Source organism: Lysinibacillus fusiformis, from assembly GCF_016925635.1.
In the GTDB taxonomy this organism is placed as follows: Bacteria; Bacillota; Bacilli; order Bacillales_A; family Planococcaceae; genus Lysinibacillus; species Lysinibacillus fusiformis_F.
The window spans coordinates 4290260-4316393 of the sequence record NZ_CP070490.1; the positions used below are offsets into that span (position 1 = coordinate 4290260).

The 26134-nt window shown below is 37.2% G+C and carries 21 protein-coding genes and 2 riboswitches; of the genes, 10 read left to right on the forward strand and 11 right to left on the reverse strand.

Annotated elements, in window-relative coordinates; genetic code table 11:
* From qoxC to qoxA, 3 genes are read right to left on the reverse strand one after another with little or no spacing between them, the layout of a single operon-like run.
* Positions 1-597, reverse strand: coding sequence for a cytochrome aa3 quinol oxidase subunit III (gene qoxC, locus JTI58_RS21085; RefSeq protein ID WP_205443528.1), 597 nt, complete (start codon positions 595-597; stop codon positions 1-3).
* Positions 594-2543, reverse strand: coding sequence for a cytochrome aa3 quinol oxidase subunit I (gene qoxB, locus JTI58_RS21090; protein WP_205443530.1), 1950 nt, complete (start codon positions 2541-2543; stop codon positions 594-596). Before qoxB ends, qoxC begins: the two co-directional genes overlap by 4 nt.
* A 20-nt stretch (positions 2544-2563) precedes the next feature.
* Positions 2564-3454, reverse strand: a complete 891-nt coding sequence (gene qoxA / locus JTI58_RS21095) for a cytochrome aa3 quinol oxidase subunit II (protein ID WP_205443532.1) — start codon at positions 3452-3454, stop codon at positions 2564-2566.
* Positions 3455-3806: 352 nt separating this feature from the next.
* Between qoxA and JTI58_RS21100 the strand changes: the two genes are divergently transcribed.
* Positions 3807-5237: a MocR-like pyridoxine biosynthesis transcription factor PdxR gene (locus tag JTI58_RS21100; protein ID WP_205443533.1), complete on the forward strand. Its 1431-nt coding sequence runs from the start codon at positions 3807-3809 to the stop codon at positions 5235-5237.
* 642 nt (positions 5238-5879) lie between these two features.
* Here the strand turns inward: JTI58_RS21100 and JTI58_RS21105 are convergent.
* Positions 5880-6491 carry a hypothetical protein gene (locus tag JTI58_RS21105; RefSeq protein ID WP_243456171.1) on the reverse strand — a complete coding sequence of 204 codons (612 nt, stop codon included), beginning with the start codon at positions 6489-6491 and terminating at the stop codon, positions 5880-5882.
* A gap of 235 nt (positions 6492-6726) precedes the next feature.
* On the reverse strand, positions 6727-7170 hold the full coding sequence (locus JTI58_RS21110; protein WP_243456173.1) for a hypothetical protein: 444 nt from the start codon (positions 7168-7170) through the stop codon (positions 6727-6729).
* Between the two features lie 1105 nt (positions 7171-8275).
* Between JTI58_RS21110 and JTI58_RS21115 the strand changes: the two genes are divergently transcribed.
* On the forward strand, positions 8276-9805 hold the full coding sequence (locus tag JTI58_RS21115) for a DHA2 family efflux MFS transporter permease subunit (RefSeq protein WP_205443535.1): 1530 nt from the start codon (positions 8276-8278) through the stop codon (positions 9803-9805).
* Positions 9806-9933: 128 nt separating this feature from the next.
* Here JTI58_RS21115 and JTI58_RS21120 read toward each other — a convergent pair whose 3' ends face one another.
* Both JTI58_RS21120 and JTI58_RS21125 read right to left on the reverse strand, forming a co-directional pair.
* Complete coding sequence (locus JTI58_RS21120) at positions 9934-10842, reverse strand: C40 family peptidase (protein WP_205443536.1); 909 nt, start codon at positions 10840-10842, stop codon at positions 9934-9936.
* 563 nt (positions 10843-11405) lie between these two features.
* The gene (locus tag JTI58_RS21125) at positions 11406-12008 is read right to left on the reverse strand and encodes a YczE/YyaS/YitT family protein (protein WP_205443538.1); all 603 of its coding nucleotides are present in this window, start codon (positions 12006-12008) and stop codon (positions 11406-11408) included.
* Positions 12009-12135: 127 nt separating this feature from the next.
* Here JTI58_RS21125 and JTI58_RS21130 point away from each other — a divergent pair, with 127 nt between their 5' ends.
* Positions 12136-12654, forward strand: coding sequence for a spermidine/spermine N(1)-acetyltransferase (locus JTI58_RS21130; RefSeq protein WP_205443539.1), 519 nt, complete (start codon positions 12136-12138; stop codon positions 12652-12654).
* A gap of 47 nt (positions 12655-12701) precedes the next feature.
* Here JTI58_RS21130 and JTI58_RS21135 read toward each other — a convergent pair whose 3' ends face one another.
* On the reverse strand, positions 12702-13319 hold the full coding sequence (locus JTI58_RS21135) for an FMN-binding negative transcriptional regulator (RefSeq protein ID WP_205443541.1): 618 nt from the start codon (positions 13317-13319) through the stop codon (positions 12702-12704).
* A gap of 167 nt (positions 13320-13486) precedes the next feature.
* Between JTI58_RS21135 and JTI58_RS21140 the strand changes: the two genes are divergently transcribed.
* The gene (locus JTI58_RS21140) at positions 13487-14902 is read left to right on the forward strand and encodes a MocR-like pyridoxine biosynthesis transcription factor PdxR (protein WP_205443543.1); all 1416 of its coding nucleotides are present in this window, start codon (positions 13487-13489) and stop codon (positions 14900-14902) included.
* A 68-nt stretch (positions 14903-14970) separates the two neighbouring features.
* Complete coding sequence (locus JTI58_RS21145) at positions 14971-15399, forward strand: DUF2935 domain-containing protein (RefSeq protein WP_205443544.1); 429 nt, start codon at positions 14971-14973, stop codon at positions 15397-15399.
* Between the two features lie 83 nt (positions 15400-15482).
* Here the strand turns inward: JTI58_RS21145 and JTI58_RS21150 are convergent, their stop codons facing one another.
* Positions 15483-15848, reverse strand: a complete 366-nt coding sequence (locus JTI58_RS21150) for a hypothetical protein (protein ID WP_205443546.1) — start codon at positions 15846-15848, stop codon at positions 15483-15485.
* 805 nt (positions 15849-16653) lie between these two features.
* On the opposite strand from JTI58_RS21150, the gene JTI58_RS21155 reads away from it, so the two are divergent.
* Together JTI58_RS21155 and JTI58_RS21160 are read left to right on the forward strand one after the other, a co-directional pair.
* Complete coding sequence (locus tag JTI58_RS21155) at positions 16654-16806, forward strand: hypothetical protein (protein WP_205443547.1); 153 nt, start codon at positions 16654-16656, stop codon at positions 16804-16806.
* Positions 16803-17909, forward strand: a complete 1107-nt coding sequence (locus JTI58_RS21160) for a response regulator (protein WP_205443549.1) — start codon at positions 16803-16805, stop codon at positions 17907-17909. Before JTI58_RS21155 ends, JTI58_RS21160 begins: the two co-directional genes overlap by 4 nt.
* Positions 17910-17991: 82 nt before the next feature.
* On the opposite strand, the gene JTI58_RS21165 is transcribed toward JTI58_RS21160, so the two are convergent.
* A complete protein-coding gene (locus JTI58_RS21165) occupies positions 17992-18732 on the reverse strand; it encodes a DUF3888 domain-containing protein (protein ID WP_205443550.1) in 741 nt (246 codons plus the stop codon).
* A gap of 90 nt (positions 18733-18822) precedes the next feature.
* Here JTI58_RS21165 and JTI58_RS21170 point away from each other — a divergent pair, with 90 nt between their 5' ends.
* Positions 18823-19242 (forward strand): hypothetical protein, encoded by a 420-nt coding sequence (locus JTI58_RS21170; RefSeq protein WP_205443552.1) that lies wholly within the window; start codon positions 18823-18825, stop codon positions 19240-19242.
* 35 nt (positions 19243-19277) lie between these two features.
* Here JTI58_RS21170 and JTI58_RS21175 read toward each other — a convergent pair whose 3' ends face one another.
* On the reverse strand, positions 19278-20756 hold the full coding sequence (locus JTI58_RS21175; protein WP_205443553.1) for an Lsa family ABC-F type ribosomal protection protein: 1479 nt from the start codon (positions 20754-20756) through the stop codon (positions 19278-19280).
* 563 nt (positions 20757-21319) lie between these two features.
* Positions 21320-21499, forward strand: a riboswitch (cobalamin riboswitch).
* A 172-nt stretch (positions 21500-21671) separates the two neighbouring features.
* On the opposite strand from JTI58_RS21175, the gene metE reads away from it, so the two are divergent.
* Positions 21672-23969: a 5-methyltetrahydropteroyltriglutamate--homocysteine S-methyltransferase gene (gene metE / locus JTI58_RS21180; protein ID WP_205443555.1), complete on the forward strand. Its 2298-nt coding sequence runs from the start codon at positions 21672-21674 to the stop codon at positions 23967-23969.
* A gap of 154 nt (positions 23970-24123) precedes the next feature.
* Positions 24124-24316: riboswitch (cobalamin riboswitch) on the forward strand.
* 149 nt (positions 24317-24465) lie between these two features.
* Positions 24466-26082 carry a nickel ABC transporter substrate-binding protein gene (gene nikA / locus JTI58_RS21185; protein ID WP_243456175.1) on the forward strand — a complete coding sequence of 539 codons (1617 nt, stop codon included), beginning with the start codon at positions 24466-24468 and terminating at the stop codon, positions 26080-26082.
* The last annotated feature ends 52 nt before the right edge of the window (positions 26083-26134 follow it).

Consider the following 26134-nt stretch of genomic DNA (forward strand, 5'->3'; position numbering starts at 1 on the left):
TTACACCATTCCTTTCAAGTAAATGAAGCTGAAAATAAAAATCCAGACCACATCTAAAAAGTGCCAGTATAAGGAGAAGATGAACGATTTATTGGCAGTTTCTGGTGTCAGGCCACGTTGGATGAGTTGATAGACGATAAACATTCCCCAGAATACCCCAAAGGTAACGTGTGCCCCATGTGTTCCTAATGTTGTTAAAAGGGCAGCAGTAAAGGCACTCGTCTGTAAGCCCGCACCAACATGAATATAGTGCATAAACTCGTAAACTTCAAAACCAATAAATACGATACCAAGTACTAGTGTCAAAATATAGAACCCTATCATCGCTTTTGTATAGCCCTTACGCATAGCGTGTATACCTAAGCCAATGGTAAAGCTACTTGTTAAAAGAATAAACGTTTCAAATAAAACAGGTGTAATTTCAAAAATATCCGCTCCTGTCGGTCCATTTCCAGTACGGTCCACTAAGACAAAATAACCTGCGAATAATGTGCCAAAGAGCATAATTTCAGCACCGATAAACACCCAGAAGCCTAATATATTCAATTGATTTTGCTGAGTACTATATTCTAAAGGAAGTGATTGATCGATTTTCATAATTGACTACCTCGCAATTTCGATTCCGTTGCTTTCACTTTTTCGACAGGTACATAGTGTCCTGGATCTTTTTCCAATGAACGGTGAGCCATGCATATAAAAATACCAATGGTTGTGAGAATCGTCGGTATCCACATACCAAAAACAAAGGAGAAGCCCCAAGCAAAGAAAATACAGCCTAATATGAAAGGCACACCACTATTATTCGGCATATGAATCTTTTCATATGGCTCTGGGAACAAATCATGCTGACGATATTTTGCATCCCATAACGCTTCTGTCGAAATCACGTGTGGAACCTTGGCAAAATTATAGTACGGCACTGGGCTTGGTGTAGCCCATTCTAATGTACGAGCATCCCATGGATCTGAACCAACATTTCTTGGTGAATAGCGAATACTGTAGATAACATTGTAAACAATTAAGATAAAGCCAATTGTCAGGCCAATTGCGCCGATAAACGAAAGCATATTCCACAACCCAAAACCTGTAGAGGCAGAATAAGTATACATACGACGTGCTTGTCCATCTAAGCCAGAGAAGAACATGGGCATAAAGGCTAGCAGGGTGCTCATCGCAATTATCCAAGCCGTCCATTTGCCGATTTTTTCATTCAGCATAAAGCCAAACATTTTTGGCCAATAGTAATGTAATCCAGCTAGCATAGCAAAGACAACACCAGGAATAATGACCATATGGAAGTGGGCAACCAAGAACATTGTGTTATGGTATTGATAGTCAGCTGCTGACATGCCGAGCATTACACCAGTTACACCACCTATTGTAAAGGTAGGAATAAATAACATGGAGTAAAGCATTGGTGTTGTAAAAACAATTTTTCCTTTCCAAAGGGTGAATAACCAGTTAAAAATTTTCACGCCAGTTGGTACCGCAATGGCCATCGTTGTAATTGAGAAAATGCTGTTTGTTAAAGCACCTTGTCCCATCGTAAAGAAATGATGTGTCCACACTAAAAACGATAGGAAGGAAATGATCACCATGGAGCCAACCATTGACTTATAGCCATAGAGATTTCGTCCAGAAAAAGTAGAGATAATCTCACTGTAGATCCCAAAGGCCGGTAAAATCAGGATATAAACCTCAGGATGCCCCCAGACCCAGAAGAAGTTTGCCCACAGCATATCCATACCGCCATCGGATGTTGTGAAAAAATTAGTAGCAAATAGTCGGTCAAAGGTTCCCATCGTTAGGGCTACCGTTAAAACGGGAAAGGCGAAAACGATAATCACGTTTGCCACTAACGAAGACCATGTAAACATGGGCATTTTCATGAGTGTCATGCCTGGTGCTCTCATTTTGAGGATCGTCACAATCATATTAATACCAGTAATTAATGTGCCAAGACCTGAAATCTGTAAAGCAAATAAATAATAATTTGTACCTACAGATTGACTAAATTCATTATTTGCAAGAGGGAAATAATTCGTCCAGCCAGCATCAGGAGAGCCACCTATAACAAAGGAAATATTTAATAGCATAGCCCCCATGAAAAATAGCCAAAAGCTTAAAGCATTCAACCGTGGGAAAGCAACGTCTCTTGCACCGATTTGTAAGGGCACAATATAATTCATAAAGGCCATAATAAAAGGCATGGCCATAAAAATAATCATCACTGTTCCATGTGTTGTGAAGATTTCATTATAATGCTGCGCATCAAGTAATGTATTGTCAGGTACAGCCATTTGTGCACGCATCATAATCGCATCTGCTCCACCACGGAAAAGCATCAGTAGGGCTGAAATTAAATACATAATACCAATGCGCTTATGATCAACGGTTGTTAACCATTCATGCCAAAGGTAGCCCCATTTTTTAAAGTAGGTTAATCCAACTATAATCGCTATCACCGTCAGCCCAATCGCAACCATCGATGCATAGATAGCTGGGCTTGGATGGGGTATAGCAAATCGTTCGAAGTACTCCATATGACTATGTCTCCTTTTCATTAATGATCATTTTGTTGAGAAGCATGATCTTTCGTGTGTGATGTGCCATGTTGATGTCCACCATTTTCACCCTCAGGTGCTGGCAAAAACGTTAAATGTGTGCCAGTATAGGTTGATTGGCCAACGTGTCCTGGTTCTAGCAACGTATTAAATTTTTCTTCCGTTAATGGTTCTGCAGTTGCTTTTACTTCCTTCACCCAATCAGCAAACTCATCCTGAGTCACCGCTGTTACGTTAAACGTATTTTCAGCGAACCCTTTACCATTAAAGTTTGCATTTCTTCCCATATACTCTCCAGGTAGATCCGCAGCCAGATGCAATGTATTCACCATATCGGCCATTGCATATTTTTGACCACCTAGTTGAGGAATCCAGAAACTTGTAATCGGTCCGTAAGAATAAAGTTTAAATTCAATGGGACGCTCTGCAGGAATATACAAATAATTCACGGTTTCAATATCTTCCTCTGGATAACTAAAATGCCATTTCCAGTTCGATGTTGAAGCATAAATGATTAACGGCTCTTCCTGTTTGTATTTCTCTGGTGTGGATTCCACCTTATAGTTACTTTCAACAGAAATAAAGGATAGGTACGCTACAATTAAAACGGGGATACCTACACAAATAATTTCCACCTTTGTACTCCCTTTAATGTGGGGAGGCTTATAGTCAGGGCTTTGCTTAGATGCACGAAACTTCACTAACATATAAGCTAACAATACAAATACGATGAGTACGATAAAGGACATAATCCCTATCGATAGCATAATATCTTTGGCTTGCACTTGAGCTTGAGGTCCTTTTGGATCTAATACTAACAATGGGTCACAACCAGTTAGCATAGTGACAATAGTGGAAAGACCAATTAATCTGAGCCAACTTTTTTTCATAAATAAACCCCTTTAACTGATTCATTGAAGTGCTATAGGCTACTATGGGTTTGTATGGAATTCGATTCACAATTGATTTTTATAATAGGGGCACTTCATTTGAAAGACAAGGCGTTTTGCCAGATTACACAGAATGTTCTCAAACGAGAAAAATAATTTCAGTATAATTTTATAGAGGGAAATACGCATCAAGTAAGGGATTTTATCAACTGTAATGGATTGAAATCGAAAGTGGATGGTGAAAGTAATAAGGAAATGGATGGTTAGTTTCAAATATTGTTATAGTATGATTGCCTTTTTAGCTTATTTACGAGAGCTAAGAAAGGATAAGGCATAACTGAGGTGAGTAAATATGGATTGGAAACCTGATCGAACAGCAAAAAAAGCGATCTATAAACAGCTCGCAGAATATATTGAAAAGGGGATTGCAGACGGAACATTTCCGCCCGATAAACCTTTACCATCTGAGCGTTATTTAGCAAACGCTTTGAATGTAAACAGAAGTACGGTAGTTAGTGCATACGACGAATTGGAAGCAATGGGGCTGATTGAACGGAATCGTGGGAGTGGCACAACCATTAGCAAGGACATTTGGGGTATCACAAGGAAACGAATTCCTAGCTGGAATCGCTATATTGAGGCTGGCTCCTTTTTACCCAATCTTCCTGTTACGCAAAAAATTAGAAAAGAGGCTATTGAACATAAATTAATTAATCTCGCTACGGGGGAATTATCAGAGGATCTTTTTCCAAAAAGCGCCTTGAGAGAAATCACGGCAACTCGTTCATTTATCGGTAGCCTTGGGTATGATCATCCTTTAGGGAGTGAAATATTACGGACAACCCTTACACGGCATATCAAAAACAGCAGAGGAATTGAGACAAAGCCTTCTTCCATACTGATTACATCAGGAGCCCAGCAAGCCTTACATTTGATTGTCCAATGCCTGTTAAAGCCTGGAGATGCAGTCGCGATAGAAGACCCCTCCTACAATTTTAATCTACCTATATTTAAAACAGCAGGCTTACAAATCCATTATCTTCCTGTCAGTAAGGATGGCATTAACCCAGATGATTTGCAAGTATTATATAAAAAACATCGAATTAAAATGATTTTTCTCAATCCAGATTTTCATAATCCAACGGGGTCTTCCTTAGATTTGAAGAAAAGAGAAGCTGTTTTAGACATATCCTCTAAGCTAGGCATTCCCGTAGTAGAGGATGATCCCTATAGCCTAACAGCCTTTTCAGGGGATAAAATGCCTACGCTTAAATCCCTGGATAAGAATGGGAACGTCTTATATATTAGCTCTTTGTCCAAAATTGTAGCCTCAGGCCTACGAATCGGGTGGATTGTTGGTCCTACATCTGTTATTGAACGACTATCTGATGCCAAGCAACAAATTGACTTTGGTCATTCTAGTTTCACGCAATGGATCGCCAATGATTTTTTAGAGTCACCTAATTTCAATTTGCATATGAAGCATTTAGTGAAGGAATTAGAAACACGACGAGATACCATTGTCCAAAGCCTCGATATGTATTTAAAGGACCAAGTAGTTTATTCCATTCCTCAAGGTGGGATTCATTTATGGTGTCATGTTTTGAAGGAATATAACGAAACGCAATTACTTGAGGAATCCATAAAACGAGGCGTTATTTATGTTCCTGGATCTACGATGGGCTCCAAAAAGGGGTTTGTCCGCTTTACTTACGCAAGGGATGATGTCCATTCAATCAATGAAGGGATTAAAAGGTTTGCTCAAGCTCTTAATAGCTTCTAGAAATTTTGTAAATTATAGACAAGTGGATGACTGAAAAAGCGCTCAAGTGGATGGTTTAAAATCGAGGGAAAGAATTTAAGATAGAGTCATGGATAACAACTATCCATCAAGGCTAACTACTATCATGGAAGTGTGGATGGATTCACAATTATTCACACAAGTAATGAAATCTGTAAATTGGGAAGGTGATAGAGGAACCTTGACTGCTATGCCGAGGACGTTAGGGAAGAGGTAGATCGCTAATGCTAGTAGGTTAATGCTTCACAGAGGTTATTGGAAAAAATCGCTAGAGCCCACTTTTAATAAAGAGGTTATAACATTCACAACACCTATTGTTAAAGTTGTCTGAAAGCTTTACCTGTTCGACCAATTTCATTTTTAGCTTTAGCTGCTGATGAAAAAACCAAGGCAGTCACTACTTATTATATTTTAAGGTCAACGAGAATATAGAAAGGATATAGCTACTCCTTATATATTCAATTAAAACTAGTTAAAAGCATCACTTAGCCACCTAGCTCTGCAATACCATCAGCGCGCTAGGTGGCTGGCTGTTTTTATAGAAAGATTGAGTAAATAGTTAAGCAATACTATCTGATTATAAAAGTTTCTTGATTACTCAGTTAGTGGTGATGATATACAATATTATTTTTTAGTTACGATATTAATGCCTGCACTTGCAGTACCTATTAAATTAACTGGGAAGTTTACCATTATTGATGAGATATAAAATACCATTAATAAACAATCTCCAACTGATATAGATAAGGGTGAAATATTACTTGATGCGAAAGCAATTTGTCCGAAGGTTACTACTGGTAATGTTATAGGGGGAGTCAAATCAATAAAGGCACTTGTACCAGTGAACATATTACTTCCAACGGGTGCATGAAAAATTTGAGCACGGATTGTAACAGTTCCTTCAACTAAAGGTAATGATCCTAATGGAGAAAATGACGCTGAGATAGCTGTAATGTTACCATTACAAGGAACTGTGAAGGCTTCACTTGTGTTTCCATTTATGTTAATGACATTATTTATAATAGAAACGGTATTTGCAGTACCGAACCCTATGCTACTTGCGAGTCCAACTAGAGCTTGAATATGTGATGTTGAATTTCCGCTTGAGAATGCAATTATAGTGCTGTCAGTGGTAGAAGAAGGGTTTAAACAGTTGGTTTCTTTAGCCACAAATGGTCCTGATTGATCGCATGCTCTAAATGTTGACAATCTACTATTATATCGACAATTATCCATACAAGAACTTATCCCCTTTCTATTTTTAATATGTAGTAAAGAGTATTAGGCATGAACAATAACCTTATGTATGGGTATTTAATGTGAGTAAAAACACTTTCAAATGGTTCACAAATGAACTACATATAATATAGATAAGGAAGATCACTTTGAGCGATAAGTGATCCTTCTTTTTTATACGTCCAATTAAGTTTCTTTAGTCCTAAAAGATTATGATTTATAAGGAATACAGGTTTTAGTCATCGCATGTATATTTAAATTCCGGATTAGTCTGAATAAAATATCCACTTCTAACTTGCCCTGCCCAATTCTGTAGTGCTTCTTTCCACGCTACACTTTCAAAAAACTCATCTACTGTTGTTGTTTCAGAAAACCAAATTAATGGTGTGAAGGGTGCAAGGGGTCCCACATCACCCCAAATCCCCCCAGCTTTAATCGTACTTTGTTTCACAAGAAGCAAGGGGAGCCCGTGTTGAAAAGACATAGAAGGTTCTATTTGCATGAAAGGTGAATAGGGTTCTAATTGATCCGTACGACGTGTTGGCTTTAAAAGGGCAGCTATAGTTCCGTAACTAGAGTTTACAATTCTACGGACATTTTCTAAAGTGGTGTTAGGATACTGGTCTGTATTGGGTAGTGTTCTAGGGAAAAGAAGAACCTCTTTTATTTCATTAAACATACGAATAATGAATCGCTGCTCTTGTGATAATGGTGGTTGCGATGGCCCCAGAGTAAATAGGTTCTGATGGCTAAAAAAATAGGTATCCGGAAAAAAGCACTCGCTGCTTCATTGAAATCATCAACAGCTTTATAAAACTGATCTATTTCATTATTAGTAGCATTTTTTCTAGTTTTATTCTCACTCAATTTTTTATCACTTCCTTACGATAACTTATTCATAAGTTGGAAGGGAGGTTTGTGTTTACATACAAAGTTCACTATTCATTTTAGTATTCATGAATCTTTTTAAATAGATATTCATTTCTAGGATTATATATTATTTATGAAAAAATAAAATGAAACTAATTATTCGTCTGTTCAACATTTTTGTTTCAGAAAAATCTTTGCCTGCACATTTATGGTTCTTATGAATAATAACTTAACTCCTATTTTTCCATGTTGTAAACACCACAGAATAAAAGTGCACCTTTTAACTGTTTCTTATCAACAAAAGTTTGAAGATCCATTGATTTTACTAGTGCTTCATTAGTATTATGGCCTTTATTCGACTGGCAATTTAAGTCCATGCTGAATCACCGTCAATAAATAATTGATTTGAGACATTGGCCTGTAAATATTTGAGCGCCTGATTAACTTGTATAATTGGTCCTAGATATTGCGGCAGAAACATTAGTGTTTTTCGTGGTCACTGCTACTTACAAGAAGTCACCGCTATCATTTACGAATTAACAAGGGAAGGATTATTTATAAAAATAACGACAACAAAAAAGTCGCATTCCAAGAATTCAGGAATCGACTTTTTGTGAAAAAATTATATAAAATACATTGAAATGTGAATAGTCATATGATAAATTTATAGAGATAGACACTGTATGATTATTACACCGCGAATTATCCCTATTTTAATTATACAATACAATCTACTGTGTCGTCAACAATTTTAATTTTATTTTTTTGAGGGGTGGTTGCGATGAAATCAGCAGGGGCAAAACAGCAGATTGGGGGAAAAATAAACGAAGCAGCTCAAATCTTTGAGACAATCAAAGGCTTCATAAACATGTGAATGAAATTGAAAAAGATAAAGAAAGTAGGACGGATACTATATGTCAGAAAAAACCATTTCAGTTGAGACAAAAGCGCCATACGGCATGATTGCCATATTATTTATCGGGGCCTTTGTTGCTATTTTAAATGAGACTTTACTCAACATTGCACTACCAGCCATTATGGACGAATTCGATGTGAATGCTACTGCGGTACAATGGCTTTCAACAGGCTATATGCTAATTAACGGTATTTTAATTCCTGCCAGCGCGTTCTTCATTCAACGTTTTACGGATAAAAAGTTATTTATTACAGCGATGGCTCTGTTTACTTTAGGTACATTTCTAGCTAGTATTGCGCCTACATTTGGTGTGTTATTAGCAGCACGTATGATTCAAGCTGCAGGCTCAGCGATCATGATGCCTTTATTAATGAATGTTATGCTGACTGCATTTCCAGTTGAAAAACGAGGAGCCGCAATGGGGATGTTTGGTCTTGTCATGATTACGGCTCCAGCAATCGGCCCGACGCTTTCTGGTTGGTTAATAGAGCATTACAGCTGGAGAATGCTATTTGATCTTGTGCTACCAATTGCTATTTTAACTTTAATTTTTGCGGCCTTTAAATTAAAGGATGTAACACCACAACGTGCCATTAAGCTCGATGTGATTTCTCTTATTCTTTCAAGCATTGGATTTGGCGGCTTGCTTTATGGCTTTAGTTCCGCTGGTGAAAAAGGATGGGATCATATCCTTGTATATGGAACAATTATTATTGGAACACTTGCTTTAATTACCTTTACCCTTCGTCAGCTACGAATGGATGAGCCAATGCTTGAGTTTCGTATTTTCAAATATCCAATGTTTGCTTTATCCTCAGCCATCTCCATCGTCATTTCGGTGGCTATGTTCTCGGCTATGATTTTAATGCCTATTTACGTACAAACCATTCGTGGTATTTCACCAATGGATTCAGGTCTACTCATGCTACCTGGTGCCATTGTGATGGGCATTATGTCGCCGATTACAGGGAAGCTCTTTGATAAATACGGGGCGAGAAGCTTGGCTGTATTTGGCTTAATCATCACCATTGTAACGTCGTATTACTTCAGCAAAATTAGTATGGATACGGCTTATTCTACATTAGTACTTCTATATACATTACGTATGTTTGGGATGTCGATGGTAATGATGCCCGTGATGACAAATGGTTTGAATCAGCTACCAGCGCACAATAACCCACACGGCACAGCCATGAACAACACATTACAGCAGGTTTCGGGTGCGATTGGTTCAGCAGTATTGATCACGATCATGAACAATAAAACAACGGCCAAGGCAGAGGAATTGGCTGCAAGTGCAATGAACAATATGAGTGCCAATGCAGCACAGGCTACGACACAATCTGCCAGCGAATTAAAGCAGCAAATCTTAAACGAAGCCATGCTACATGGCATCAATTATACGTTCTTCCTTTCCACATTGATTGCGGCCATCGCACTCATACTAGCCTTCTTTATTAAGCGAGTTAAGCCTAACTATGATAATCACACAGGTGGGGAAGTTGCTGGAAAGCAAGTAGAGGAATAAATGCAAAAGGGGTGTTGCTCAACTGAAGCAACGCCCGTTTTTTATTAAGGGATTTTATATAGAGATGGGGGAGTCTAGAAAGTATAAAAAAGGCATTGCATCCAAAGATGAAACACCTTTTCTAGTAGTTATTGAGCTAATCGTTGGATAAAAGCATCTAATTGGGCCAATGTGACATTGTCGTTCACACCGAATGTGCCGTCACCTTTACCTACAGTTACTTTATTCGAAGCCAGGATCGCTACATAATTATTTGCCCAATGTGAGCCTGGAACATCCATGAATTGTTCAGTTGTTCCTTGCTGTGTTAAATGAAATGCTTCCACTAAAACTTTAGATAGTTGCCCACGTGTCATCGGAGAACCAGGATTGAATTTCCCATTATCATCACCCGTAAAAACACCCATTTTTTTAAGTGCCTCTGCAGCACCTGCATATTTAGATGATGGCTTAATATCTGGGAAACTTGAATTCGTATTACTCGTATCTAAATGTAATTTATCAGCCAATCGAAGAGCTACCTCTCCACGCGATGCATAAATACTAAAGTCAATTTCCGCATCTTTTACTTCTCCATAATCAGAGAAGTTGGCAATACGTTTTGCCCCTACATAACGTGAACCCCAATAATATGGGTCATTCACTGTATCTACCTTAACCCCAGAACTTGTAGTAGCTGAGATAAAATTATTGTCACCTATGTATATGCCAACGTGTGAAACACCACTTCCAGAAGTATTAAAAAATACGAGATCACCCGTTTTTAAATTGTCTTTTGAGATTGACGTACCTTGCTGGTATTGAGCTTTAGATGTGCGCTCTAATGACATGCCTAGCTTAGAAAAGACTAATTGTGTATAGGCTGAGCAATCCACACCTGTCTTAATATCTGTTCCTCCATATTTATAAGGAGCACCAATATATGCTTTTGCTGTAGTAGTTATATCTGCTATTGTTGCCGCTTTCGCATCATGAATACCCATACCTGTAAAGAACATAAACGATGCGAAAATGGGTAGTAACCATTTTTTCTTCAATTCTATCTTACTCCTTTCAAAAAGCTATCGCCTTTGAACTAAAGTAAGAATAGCATGAAATAGGGGAGAGTTATTTTTCAATAATATTACCGATTACCCCTAAACACCAAATTTGAAACCTTAATTTTAATTGTGTAAAACTTTTGCAATAATAATGGGCAATTTTACTAAAAATATATGAAATTAATGGATTTATAGGGACATAAGTGCTTTTTTTATATTTTATCCAATTCTGTGAACCGTAAAATTTGTGGAATGATATTTACTAATAGTTATAATGTGAAAGCATCTACCTTAATAGAAACCTTTTTTCAAAATGGGAAAATAAAGTTGGCAAGATGTTAGTTAAAATTGTATCACAGAGGTGTATTATGCAATTATTTGGATTGTTTTATGACACGATTAATTCCTGTAATCGTCGACCGCTTTGTATTTTTAGAGATTAGTTATGCCAAAGCTTTTGAAGCGATGGTCCATTTTCAATCAATACGGAGTGGAGCTTGAGGAAGATTAGGCATCACAAAACCAGAACTCATTCTTGAGCGAGTATCTGGTTTTCTATTTTAGGACTTATTCAATATATTATCTAGTATTCTCCCAGTAATGGGCATAAAGAAATGCAGGATAAAGCCACCTAAACAAACCGTTAATAATGTACCAATACCGATTGGGCCTTTACAAATGATCGCCAACACTAAGAATAAGAGGTAAATAGCTGTTCTTGAGAAAAAAATCGTTTTTTTCGTTAATTCTTTAATAATTAAGGTTAGTCGATCTACAGGAATTGGCGCAAAATTTGTATGTAAATAGGTTGCCGTTCCTAAACCAACTACAACCAATCCTATGACAAAACAAACGGTTTGGCTATACCAAATATCAGGGGTTACAACATCGTGGAATAAAAATAACCACATATCGATCCCTATACCCGTAATAAATGCGGTGATCAAGCCTAAAATTTCTGGCCTTTGTCTAGCTAACAGGGAATTACTACATATTAATAGGAGCGCTAAGATGATTTCCCAACTTCCTACAGTTAGCCCCACATTTTTAGATAATCCTACGAGAAGTGCATCAAAAGGTGACGTGCCGAGGTTAGATTGAATCGTGAGCGAAATGCCTAGCGTTAAAATTAAAATGCCCACTACATAAAAGACATATTTCAAATAAAAGACCTCCTCCTATTAATTTTATTGCAAATACAATAAAATTACGTTAAATTGACTATATACTCTTTTTATTGCATTTACAATATAAAATTTAAAAAGAGTTTACGACAAAGGAGTGAAATCAATGACTATTAAATTAGAGAAATGTGAACAAGCAGATTTAAAAAAGCTACAAGCAATAAGTATTGAAACATTCCATGATACATTTAAAGATCAGAACTCTCCTGAACATATGAAGGCTTATTTAGAGCGTGCCTTTCATGATCAGCAGCTAGACAAGGAATTGGCCAATATGGATTCGGCGTTCTATTTTATCTATTATGAGGAAGAAATAGCTGGCTATTTAAAAGTAAATGTTCATGAGGCGCAATCCGAACTAATGGGGGATGAGTCACTTGAGGTGGAGAGAATTTATGTTCGACATCAATATCAAGGAAAAGGGCTAGGCAAATACCTTATGAATAAAGCAATAGAGGAGGCTGTGGCTCAAAACAAAAAAAGCATTTGGCTGGGGGTTTGGGAGAAAAATGACAGTGCCATCGGTTTTTATCAGAAAATAGGCTTTGTCCAAACAGGAGCCCACTCCTTTTCTATGGGTGACGAGGAACAAATCGATCTTATTATGACCAAAACACTTGCCTAAAATTTTTATGGCAGAAACGTTGATTCACAACATTTCTGCCTTCTCTTTTAATTGCTTCTATTTTTCTTCATGGCCTCAGCCACCGCATCAGCATGTGGATCTTCCTCTTTATAGAGCTCATTTATAATATTGGCGTAATCACTCGCATTACGATTTTGACTTAATTTATAGGCAGCTTGCACTTCTTCTACCTTTATTTTAAACCCTTTTATTCCTTTCATTTCTTGCTGCAGAAGTTCCGGAGATAGTTTATCCCACAAGACAGGATTTTCACGGAATGACTCATATTTTTCAAGTAAGCTAGACAAATCTTGTTCTAAGTCTTTTCCTTCCATGACATTTGCTTTTCCATAAACATGGACAGCTTGATAATTCCAGGTTGGCACATTTTCATGCTCATACCAAGAGGAAGAGATATAGGCATGTGGACCATTAAATATCACCAGAATGTCATGCACCTCCTCAAATGTCTTCCATAATGGGTTGCCATAGGCTAAGTGACCTGTCAGATAATAGTCATCCTCGATTTTTTTCAGGAGTACGGGGATATGAGCTGCTATTGGCTTACCTTTTCTAATTGAAACAATTGTTGCAAAGGCATTATGCTGAATAAATTCTTTGATTTCTTCTAAATCCGTTACTTTGTAATACTTAGGAACATACATGGAAATCTCTCCTTATACATAAAATCATCGCGAGTTTTTGGAATAAACAAATAATTGTGTATGGACGTCTTTACATTTTCTACTCAACAATGTAGATTTTATTATAATCAATTACTGGCACCTCTTAAAAGTGCCAATAACGCTATTTCTAAAGGAGCCAAGAAACCATGCTCGAAATGACACCAAACTTGAATAGTGAAGAACCGCTTTATCTTCAATTATATAACTATATAAAAGCTGAAATCCAAAATGGCAATATCTCCGCTCAAAGCAAATTGCCGTCTCAGCGTAGTCTAGCTCAACATTTACAGATTAGTCGCAACACGGTAGATGCAGCTTACCAACAGCTCCTTGCAGAGGGCTATGTGGTTAGTAAAGAACGAGAGGGACTATTTGTGGTCGATCTTGAAAAAGGTTATTTCCAAGCAAACTCCCATCATTTTGAACCTCAATTAACAACTCAGCAAAAACAAGAACGACTAGCTATTAAGTACGATTTTAATTATGGGGATATTAATTTAAAAGATTTTCCCTTTAAAATATGGCGTAAATTAACGATGCAAAGCCTTGATGAAGAACAGGCTCAGCTGCTTTTATACGGAGATCCACAGGGCGAGCTTGAATTAAGGAATTATATGGCAACTTATCTTTATGAAGCTAGAGGGGTGCAATGCAGTGTAGACCAAATTGTTATAGGGGCAGGCCTGCAGTTTCTTATGGGCATCGTATGTAACTTAATTGGGCGAAATGAGCTTTTTGCTATGGAAGATCCAGGTTATTATCGCGTTCGCCAACTGTTTAAAGATAATGCTATAAAGGTGAAACCAATCTCTCTTGACAATCACGGGATTCATATCGACCAATTAAGGAAAAACAAAATAAAGGCTGTTTATGTTACACCCTCCCATCAATTTCCCCTTGGAACGGTTATGCCTATCTCAAGAAGATTAGCGTTACTAGAGTGGGCAAAGGAAGAAAATGCTTATATCATCGAGGATGATTATGATGGGGAATTTCGATATGCTGGAAAACCGATACCTGCTCTACAAGGATTAGATTCAAATGATCGGGTCATCTATATGGGCACCTTTTCAAAATCTTTGATTCCCTCTATCAAACTAAGCTACATGATATTACCAAGAAAATTAATCAATATATTTCATCGCAACAATTACTATGTTCAAACTGTATCGAGACTCCATCAGCATACGTTGCAACTATTTATGGAGAGTGGACATTGGGAGAGACACTTAAATAAAACACGCAATAGCTATAAGCGAAGATATGAGGCTTTACTTAAGGCCATTCATCAAACTTTTGGGGAAAATGTGAAAATATATGGGGCTAGCAGTGGCTTACATATTTTACTAGAACCAAATAATAAGATGTCTGAAGAGGAATTGATTGATACAGCAAAAATGGCTGGCGTTCGGGTCTACCCAACATCCATTTTTTATGCAAACCCCTCGATCTTACAGCCCGCAAAGGTATTACTTGGATTTGCTAACCTAGCGGAAGATGAGATTGACACGGGCATTAAGCTATTAAACAATGCTTGGTTTGATAGGTGTCATATGTTGTGAATCTTTCAAAGTTCTATTTCTACATTTCTTGTATATACATAGTAGAGATAGGTGGGAGGGGGATTTTCATGCAATTTTATTATGGCAATCAAATGCCATTACGTGTATTAGATGAAGCTGAATTTTGGAAGCATCAAGAAGAGGAGCATACAGTAGTAATAAGAGAGCTTGTAAAAGATTTGGAGCAGCCATATGTCGATGCGTTAAAGGAATGGGAAAAAGCTTTCGCTCAAACACATCAGCAAGTTGTAAGATATATAGAAACAGTCAATCGTTCACAGGGACAAGTTTCCCCAGCCCTGTTTCAGGATATTTTACAGCTAACTTCCTTCTGTCTACAACAGAGTGATCAATTTATCCAGTTTTGTCGAACTCTAATGGAAGAAAGTCAACCGATAAGCGCCAATCCGACAGCTAAAGTTGTATTAAATCATATCATTGTAGAATCCGAATATTTTATCGGAATTGCTCAAACCATTTTATACCAACAGAAATAATAGGTTTTAGCGTGAGAAAAATGGAGTTTGGAGAAAGGACACTTGCCACACTCCATTTTTAGTTCGCTAGTTCCATCACCATATTAACTATTCGGAATTTTCTCTTTATACTTAAAGGAAAGGAGACTTAAAGAATAATTCTTCAGTGTATCTGTGTTAACAAAGTCATTTAGAATACTTTCAATTGAACTACAATGTTGATTGATTAAATTAATTTCTTCTATATAAATTGAATCGATCAAAACTTCTCTTAATGTTTTAAATACTATTTTTTGCTCATTAAATAAATAAACCAATTCAAATCTAGCGTTCACTATTAAGGTGGTAATCTCAGGGAAAACAATTCGATCCTTTAATACTTCAAGAATGGAATCCACGGATTTTACTCCTTCAATAGCCTGTATAGATGAAAAAGCACCATTTAATAGCTCTTCAAAATCAACCTTCATTCATTTAAATCCTCCATCAATCTTAAATTCTTTCTGATAATAACATTTTTTTAGAAAAATTTTAATGATTAATATTTCCCTTCAATAATGTGGAAATACTGTTTAGTACTAATTAAGATTTCTAGATGCCTCTTGAAATTAATTTTTCAAAATAATAACAAACTAAAACTCCTATAAGGCGTTATGATTCTTTGTTCAGATTTTGTTCAAACTTAATATGCTACTATCTCAAAGGGTGAACAATATGATGTAAAGATACATCTGAATGGGAGCTTGGTAATGAAAAAATATGATTATTGTAATTATAGCCATGCGATTAGTGATAGTTTTTTCATTCAATAACCAGCCACAAATCATACATAAAAGAGGTTTTAAAAGTTACCGGAAAATTCGTGCTATGCTCCCCATTAGGTAGACAGATTAAGAAATAAAATCTGTTTATCTAATGGGCGTTTTTATGTGGCAAAGCAAGTATCCAATCGAACTAAAACTACAAATCCTTCAATTGTTTGAAGATGGTCACTATTCTATCCTCGAATTGTGTGAACGGTTTTCATTCAATCTTCAGACTTTTTATAGCTGAAATATGAGGCTGGTGGATGTGGAGGATAAAAGAAGCTACTTCATTAAAATTCTTTTCAAAAAGGTGAAATTAGTAGTTGTTGAAGACTATATTCAGGGAAATTATTCAAAGACGAGTGTTGATGAATATGAAATTAGAAGTACTTCCGTTTGAAAAAAGTAGGTAAAAAAGTATACTATTCATAGTGGATGAAAAGATTCAGGTAAAAGGATGCGTTCAACTATGACAGATGGGAATGAAGAAAGTACAAGAATCGGCTTTATGAATCAATTAAAGACATATAAATTAATAATAAATGCTAGTTTACGAATATACAGCGAAGAAGGAAAGGGAACAACAATTGTCGTTTTATTACCAGAGGGTGGTGGCACATGAATATAATGATCGTTGATGATGAAAAATTAGCCATTGATATTTTAACGATCATGGTTAAACAACTTACTCAATTTCAGATTAACATTAAGGGGACATTTACAAATTCAACTGAAGCCCTCCATTTTCTTGAAAAAGAAAAGATTGATGTAGTGTTTTTAGATATTGAAATGATTGACACACACGGTATGCAACTTGCGAAGCAACTACTACACAAGCAACCATCCTTACAAATCATTTTTGTGACGGCTCATACCCAATTTGCAGTGGAGGCCTTTGAAGTAGAGGCAACAGATTATTTATTAAAGCCTGTACATGAAAAACGACTTATTATAGCGTTAACAAAAGCACAGAAAAAAATGGTCGTTACGGCGGCACCAAGGAAAGAGCAGGAAAACTCATTATATGCGCATACTTTAGGCAGTTTTTATTTATTGGATATTCAACATAATGTGATGAAGTGGCGTACAAGAAAAGTACGTGAACTATTTTTATATTTATTATTTCACCAAAAAAGGCCCATGTTAAATGCCGTCCTTTTAGAGGTATTGTGGCCAGATTTGAATTTTGAAAAGGCAGCAAGTAATTTACATACAACTATTTATCATTTAAGAAAGATATTAAAGGACAATGGCTTACAGGATCCCATCCTATTAGTCAATAATCATTATAAATTAAATGCAGTCATTAAAACGGATTATGACGAGCTCAATCAATTATTAGAGCAGGATCAACATGATGAGAAATCCATTCAGCAGTTATTGAATTGCTATGAAGGGGATTTTTTAGTGGATGAAGAGTATTTATGGGTTAATCAAATCAGGCTTCGCTTAAAGCAAGCTGTCTTACATGTGCTTGAACAGTATACGGCTCGTACAAACGCTGACCATGCTCTATTAAAATATAATTGCTTACAAAAGCTATTAGAGCTAGATGAATACAATGAACATTATATGTTTCAATTGTTGGAATTCTTAATTCAGCATAATAGGAAACAGGAATGTTTAAAATTCTATAAAACTATAGAGGCGAAATTAGCTGAAATTGACCTCTCTGTGCCAGAAAAGATTAATAGAACATATAACGAATACTTACTCAATCTATAATGGATGAAAGATCCGTTATACAAACAATTTGAAATAAAAGAGGCAAGCGAAAAGGATTGGGAAAAATTAAATTCCCAATCCTTTACATATACCAAGGCAACAAATCCTCCATCTTCTTACCTGGCTTACTTGCTTTATCTGTTACGATCCATGTGCCTTCTTTCTTTTGCAGTTGATATTTTACATTTGTTCCATCCGCCCTTTTAAAAAGCATATAGCCTGTATTACCTTTGATAAAGGTGACAGGGTCTATGACATTTTTGTAGGGTATCTTTCGCTCAGGAAATAAAATATTGGTGGCTATTTCCTCTGCAATTGCAGCAAGGGGTTTCATGTCATTATTGATTTCAGCTTGGTATTGCAATTGATCGTATCTATAGGAAATATACGATGACAAGTCCAGATTAAAGCTTTGCTGTATATCTGAAAGTGTTGCGCGATAGAATGCATCTATTGCTTTTTCTACATCATCCGCCTCATGTTTATAGCGAAGTGTGCTGACACCCGTTGGACTGACTTCAAACGTAATGATTTCCTTACTATTGGGTGGGGAATGTGCATGTTCAAAGGTGGTGACTTCAACGTTAACTTTAAAGCCAAATTGACTTTCTCTGACAATTTTTAAAATTTTCACATCATATAAGCCATACTGCTTAGGATAGCCGTAGTAATGATCAATTTCCTTTTCTATATATGGATTAAGGATTGTGATCAATGTGTCAGCAATCAGTTTCTCATCAGTTTGTTCACTTTGTGCATACATCTTACTGGGCAGCATCAAAATAGTTACGATAGCCATTAAAACATAAGTGATTTTTTTCATGGAATAGGAGCCTTTCTGTAGGATAATACTTTATAGGATGCGCCAATCACAGTAAATTATTGAGCATTTTTAAGAAAGGGAGGGGATACGTTGCGAAAAATAATGATGCCCTTTATATGTATGCTTTTGTTATTTCCAACAGTATCTTTGGCGTCAGAACCTGAAGGCTTAGTATGTCCAAATCCAGATGTATTGATGAAAACCACGGAGAAAGACAAAGATGAGCTTATTCAATCATTGGCTGACATCATTCCAAAAGTATATGGCTCAAGCCCTGAGTATCAGGAGTGGCAAATTGAGGTGATAAAACCTATGCCATTATTAGCTGGCATGGAGGAGAATTACTATAAAATGGCGATGAACTTCTGTGGAGAAAATGTGGCGAATCACTCCTGGTTTGTTCGACTAAGGTTTCCAAGATTACTCCCAGCGCAAAGTGCATCTCTTGGGGAGCTATATATTGTGAAAGAAACAAATAATAAATGGGTCCCTTGGTTCCAATATCATTAAAAAAGAAGAATCCATAAATTGGATTCTTCTCTTCACTACATAGCTATCGTTTTCGTTGCCACGGCTTGTTGAAATGCCTGGTCATGCTCAACTATCACCATTGTGAGATGAGCGCTTTGAATAAGCTCTTCAATCTGCATACGTGAATAGATATCAATAAAATTGAATGGTTCATCCCAAATATATAAATGAGCTTTCTCACACAAGCTTTTAGCAATCAGCAGTTTTTTCTTTTGCCCACCAGAATAATGAGAGATGTCTTTCTCAAATTGAATTCGCTCAAAATCCATCTTGCGCAGAATTGATTTAAATAACGTCTCATCAATACCATGCTCTTCAATAAATTCCGATAATAACCCCTTCAAATGGGATGTATCCTGTTGAACATAGGAAATGACCAGACCTGAAGCTAATTTAATGGCGCCTGTATGTTGGATGGGCTTGCCTAGAATAAGTTTTAGAATACTACTTTTTCCGTTTCCATTTTTGCCATCTATAACAATGCGATCACCTTGTGCCACTTGGAAGCTAATGGGCTTATTTACGATATGGTCATCGTACCGAATCGATACATCCGTGACAACAACCATTTCTTTTGATGGACATGCCAATGGCTCTACTTTCAATGACTCGGTTTTTTCAACATTTTTTAGCAGTTTTGATTTTTCCTCAATAGCTCTTTGTTGTCTGGATTCCAGGTTCTTTGCTCGTTTCATCATCTTGGCTGCTTTATGTCCAACAAAGCCTTTGTCCAGCTTCGAACCTGAATTGGTTGTCCCGTTTTTGGAGGCTTCCACTTGATTCGACCAACCTCCCGAACGCTTTGAGGACTGTTTTAATCGGTCGATATCTTTTTGCAGTCGTTGATTGGTTGCTTCTTCATGTTCCTGCTGTCGATCAAAATTGAGCTTCCAAGATGAGTAATTACCACTTTGAACGTCAATATTGGCTCTATTGATCGATAAAATATGGTCAACGCAGCCATCTAAAAAGCTTCTGTCATGCGAAATTAAAATAAATCCTTTTTTCCTACGAAGATAATCTGAGACCGTCTTTCGTGCATCCGTATCGAGATGATTGGTAGGTTCATCAATTAATAAAAATTGACCCTCTGTCAAAAATAACGCCGCAAGCAACACCTTTGTTTGCTCACCGTTGGATAATGTTTTAAAAGGACGATACATAACCTCCGCATCTACATGTAGATAAGCTATTTCACGTAAACATTCCCAATCCTCTGCCTGAGGGCAAATTTCTTCAAAAATTTCGTGTGTATATTTATTTGGATCCGAAACGGGATAGGGGAAATAAGTAAAGTCTACGGAAGAGATGATTTTTCCGCTATACTCATAATTGCCTAATAGCAACTGAAAGAATGTTGTTTTACCTCGTCCGTTTCTCCCGATAAATCCAAGTTTCCAATCCGTGTCGATTTGGAAGTTTACCCCTTCAAAAATATTGTCAAAGCTACTTGGATAAGAAAAAGTTAGGTTTTGTACTTGTATCATGGACATGATAATTCCTCCTTTGTATTGCAATAGTTTTCCTTTTCATACAAAGTCGGTCTATCCATCTATGCTCCATTGCTCCGTATAAGTAGATGGATATTAACGACTTATACGGAGTATTACATGCGTCACAATAGTATCTGAATCGCTCATATTATCTCTCTCCTTTACGAGTAGATGAAAGGTACAGATTCAACGATGAGAGCAAGAAAAAAATCCCTCCAATCGTGCATTGGAAGGATTAGTCTTTCACTGAATAAAGTCGATTTGCCACTCGTATCATGACAAATAAAATGCAAACTGATTGTTAAAAATGGATAGACTAACCCTATATTTTGGTTTGAAATCATTCAATTCAAATAAAAATATAGTTTAGTTCATCATCGTCCATTCATCAGTCCTCTCATAATTGTCTATTTATAGTAACAAATTTTTTAACGGAATACAATGTAGCCTTATCTTAGCGGAGATATTTAATAATTCCTAGAATATTTATAGAAATAATTTATATAATTGTTTAAAAATAATTTCTACTATTCTGAAATGTATGCTATAGTAGGAGCATAATTGAATAATGTGTAAGACTTGGTGCCAAATGAAAGTTTGGCTTAAAAGGGAAGTCGGTGAAAATCCGACGCTGTCCCGCAACTGTAATTCGGAGCAAATCACAAATGCCACTGGGGAAACTGGGAAGGCTGTGAGGCGTGTTGATGAAAAGCCAGGAGACCTGCCAATTTCTAGTACACACCAAATACCTACGTGGAAATAGGTGGTGAAAAGTGACCAAATAGGCACTGTGCGATAATGTTTATGCAAAAGTAGATACTTTTTCGCATTGTTTTAGCATTCATAATTTTAACATGCAGCCATTTTCCAAATAGGAGAATGGCTTTTTATTTTTTCTAAAAAGGAGATTATAACATGACCTATACAAGCACACTCATCGGTTACCCCTATATAGGGGAGGATCGCGAATGGAAAAAAGCATTAGAATTATTTTGGCGTAATGAACTTTCTGAAGAGGACTTTGAGGAAAGATTAAAGAAGATTCGTTTAGCGAGAATCGACAAGCAGCTACAATTGGGTATCGAAATGGTGACAGTTGGTGATTTTACGTATTACGATAGAATGTTAGATACGGCTTTGATGTTTGGTCTAGTACCAAAACGCTTTAACTGGCAAGGTGGTAAAGTCGATTTACATACCTACTACAGTGTAGCAAGAGGGAATAAAACAGCCGTAGCGAGTGAAATGACAAAATGGTTTAATACCAATTATCACTATATTGTTCCTGAGTATGAGGGACAAACCTTACAACTAACAGAAAATAAAGTGTTAGCTGACTTTTTAGAGACGAAAGAAGCATTCGGGATCATCACGAAGCCGACATTGATTGGTCCCTATACATTTTGCAAGTTAACAAAAGGCTACAACAAATTAACACAGGTTGAATACTTATTAGCCTTATTACCGCTCTATACGCAGGTATTAAAAGAGTTAGTGGATGCAGGTGCCACTTGGATTCAGCTAGAAGAGCCATCCCTTGTTACAACTCTTGATCCAGCAGAGATAAAGCTGGTGCAAGAAATTTACGACCAATCAGCCGTTGCCGTTCCAGGGGCTAAGATTATGCTACAAACTTATTTTGAAGCATTATGTGCCTATGAAACATTGATTACGCTGCCTGTTCAAGGGTTTGGCCTAGACTTTGTTCATGGCTATAAAGGGAATATGGAGTCACTGCGTCAATTCGGTTTCCCGCAGGATAAAGTATTGGCAATTGGGGTTGTAAATGGCCGTGATATTTGGCGTTCAAACCTTGCAGAGGTCAACGCAACGATTCAAGCCATTGAACAGCTAAGTCATGCCGAAGAGCTATGGATTCAACCATCAAGTAACCTACAGCATGTTCCAATCACAACCTCTCTTGAAAATGAACTTGACCCTGTTTTAAAGCAGGCTTTGGCCTTCGCAGATGAAAAAATCGTAGAAATCACGGGGCTGACTAAATTTAGACGAGATAAAGATGGTTCCTTACAACATAATTTTTCAGAAAGTATGAAGGCGATTGAGGCTCTAAAAAATCATCCAATCCGCCAAAACAAGTTGATTCATCAAGCTGTTCAAACTGTGACAACGCAAGATTTTGAACGACACAGTGATTTTACGCAACGTCAAAATATACAACAACAGGCCTTAGCGTTACCACTGTTCCCAACGACTACAATCGGTAGCTTCCCACAATCTGATGAGGTGAAAAGAAATCGTAATGCTTGGCGAAAGAAACAACTAGCAAATGAAGACTATGAGGCATTTATAGAAGAGGAAACTAAGCGCTGGATCACTATACAAGAGGACCTAGATATCGATGTACTCGTTCATGGTGAATTTGAGCGTACAGACATGGTAGAATATTTTGGTGAAAAACTGACTGGCTTTGCCTTTACAGAAAAAGCATGGGTCGTTTCATACGGGTCACGCTGTGTGAAGCCTCCGATCATTTATGGAGATGTTGCGTGGGCCTCACCCATTACCGTAAAAGAATCAGCCTATGCTCAAAGCCTAACAAAGCGATTTGTAAAAGGCATGCTGACAGGGCCTGTGACGATATTAAATTGGTCGTTTGTACGCGATGATCTTTCCCGTCAAGATGTCGCTTATCAAATTGCATTAGCACTTCGCAAAGAGGTGGAAGCACTAGAAAACGCAGGTATTTCGATTATTCAAGTGGATGAACCAGCACTAAGAGAAGGCTTACCGCTTCGAAAAGAAGAGTGGGGGGCTTACTTAGATTGGGCTGTCAATTCCTTCAAGCTTGCTACATCTAGTGTCAAAGATGAAACACAAATCCATACACATATGTGTTACTGCGAATTTAATGATTTCATCGAACCGATTAGCGCACTAGATGCAGATGTGATTTCCATTGAAACATCGCGAAGCCATGGGGAACTCATCACGTCACTACAAGTGCAACCTTATAAAAAAGGAATAGGTTTAGGTGTCTATGATATTCATAGCCCACGTGTACCAAGTGAGGAAGAAATGCTCACTATTATGAAAGATAGTTTACAGGTTCTTGATCGCCATCAATTTTGGGTGAATCCAGATTGTGGCTTAAAGACTAGAAAAGAAACAGAAACCGTTGCAGCTTTAGCCAATATGGTTGCTGCTACTAAAACATTGCGTCAAGCCGTACAACAATCTACATCAAGATAATGAAATGATTTATTTAATCTACTACATCTACTCTCCAAAAGATAACAAAGGCCAGGGTAAGTTACCTGGTCTTTTTATGTTGTTTGGAGAAATTTATTATATTCAGAAAATAAAATTGACGTGAACATGGGAGCATGTTATGTTTATTACTAATTTCATAGCAATCATTACAAGTTTGAATGAATTCGTCTTTCATTCAATTAAAAGGAAAATGGGTGAAAATCCCATGCTGTCCCGCAGCTGTAAATGAGGAGTTTTGTTTCAAATACCACTGAGTAAGTACTTGGGAAGGTGAAGCAAAATCATGATTCATGAGCCAGAATGCCTGCTTGTAAGAAGATTCATTGATGATCTACGAAAGATAGGGAGATGGATGGAGACTTGCTCATCGTGAGTTTTTCTGTCCTTATTCTTTTTTAGAATAAGGTTTTTTTATGCCCTCTCTTCTTTAACAAGTAGATTTATTTGCACTACGAATAGAGATAGGAGACAGAAAATGAGATTGACTAAGTATTTACTTCCTTTACTGCTTGTGCTGACGTTCAGTTTACTTGCTGGCTGTACAAGCACGGATGAAGAAAAGGGGAAGACAGCGACACCACAAACAAATGGAAAAATGATAACAATTGGCTGGCCATTAGATGTCGGTCCATTGAATCCTCATACATATTTACCGAATCAAATGACTGCCCAAGCCATGGTCTATGAATCCTTGGTGGAATACAATGATGATGGCACGGTTACGCCAAAGCTAGCAGAAAGCTGGGACATCTCAGAGGACAAAACTTCGTATACTTTCCATTTAAGAAAAGATGTGAAGTATTCAGATGGAACTGCTTTTAATGCCGATAATGTCATTCGTAATTTTGATGCCGTTTTAGCGAATCGAGACATGCATTCTTGGATGGGCATGGTCAACCATATGAAAGAGGTTGTAAAGGTGGATGATTTTACCATTCGTCTGCAATTGGATGAACCCTATTATCCTGTCTTAAACGAACTTGCCTTTGTCAGACCTTTCCGCTTTTTAGGGGATAACGGATTCCCAGAAGGCGATACGACGCAAGATTCTATCAAGGAACCGATTGGGACAGGCCCATGGGTGTTAACTGAATACAAAAAGGACGAATATGCATTATTTAGTCGCAATGAAAACTATTGGGGTGAAAAACCACTAGTAGAACAAATAAAAGTAAAAATTATTCCTGATTCAGAATCTATTTCATTGGCATTTGAAAACGAAGAATTAGATTTAATTTATGGTCGTGGCATTATTAGTTTAGATAACTATACGTATTTAAAAGACAGTGGGAAATATAAAACAGCTACCTCTGAGCCTTTGTCTACGAAAGCACTGCTGTTCAATACACAATCTGGCCCGTTAGCTGAATTAAAGGTGCGTCAAGCCATTCAATATGCTATTAATAAGGAGCAAATGGTAGACAGTATTACACATGGTACAGAGAAAGTGGCAAACACATTGTTCTGGGATGCGATTCCTTATGCCAATATAGATTTAGCGCCTATATTATACAATCCGGAAAAAGCGCAACAATTGCTAGATGAGGCAGGGTGGACGTTACAGAATGGAGAAAAAATTCGTTCGAAAAACGGACAACCATTATCATTAGATTTAATTTACATTGCATCCGATGCGATTCAAAAACCAATGGCAGAATTAATGCAAGGTGAATTAGCGAAAATTGGCGTACAGTTGAATTTAGAAGGTGCAGATGTGATGGTCGGTCTACAAAAATTGATGGATGACCAGGTAGATATTAATTTCTGGCGTACCAATGGACCGCCAACAGACCCTCATAGCTTTGCAAATGAATCAGCTACACCAAATGCTAGTGGTGTGTATGAGGCGAAATTAGGCTTACCAAATGCCAAAGAAATTGATACGAAAATTCACCAATTATTAGTAGGGACAGATGAAGAGGAACGCGTGCAGCTTTATACGGATATTTTAACGATGTTCCATGACCAAGCACTATTCTATCCAATATCTTACGAAACAAATAATGTGATTTATCAACCATATCTAAAGGATTTTGCCCCACGTGCATCTGAATACGATATACCTTATGCACAAATGGCTACAGAAAAATAAAAGTGGAAGAGAGAGTATGTCTAGCAGAGACAGCTCTCTCTTTATCATAGGA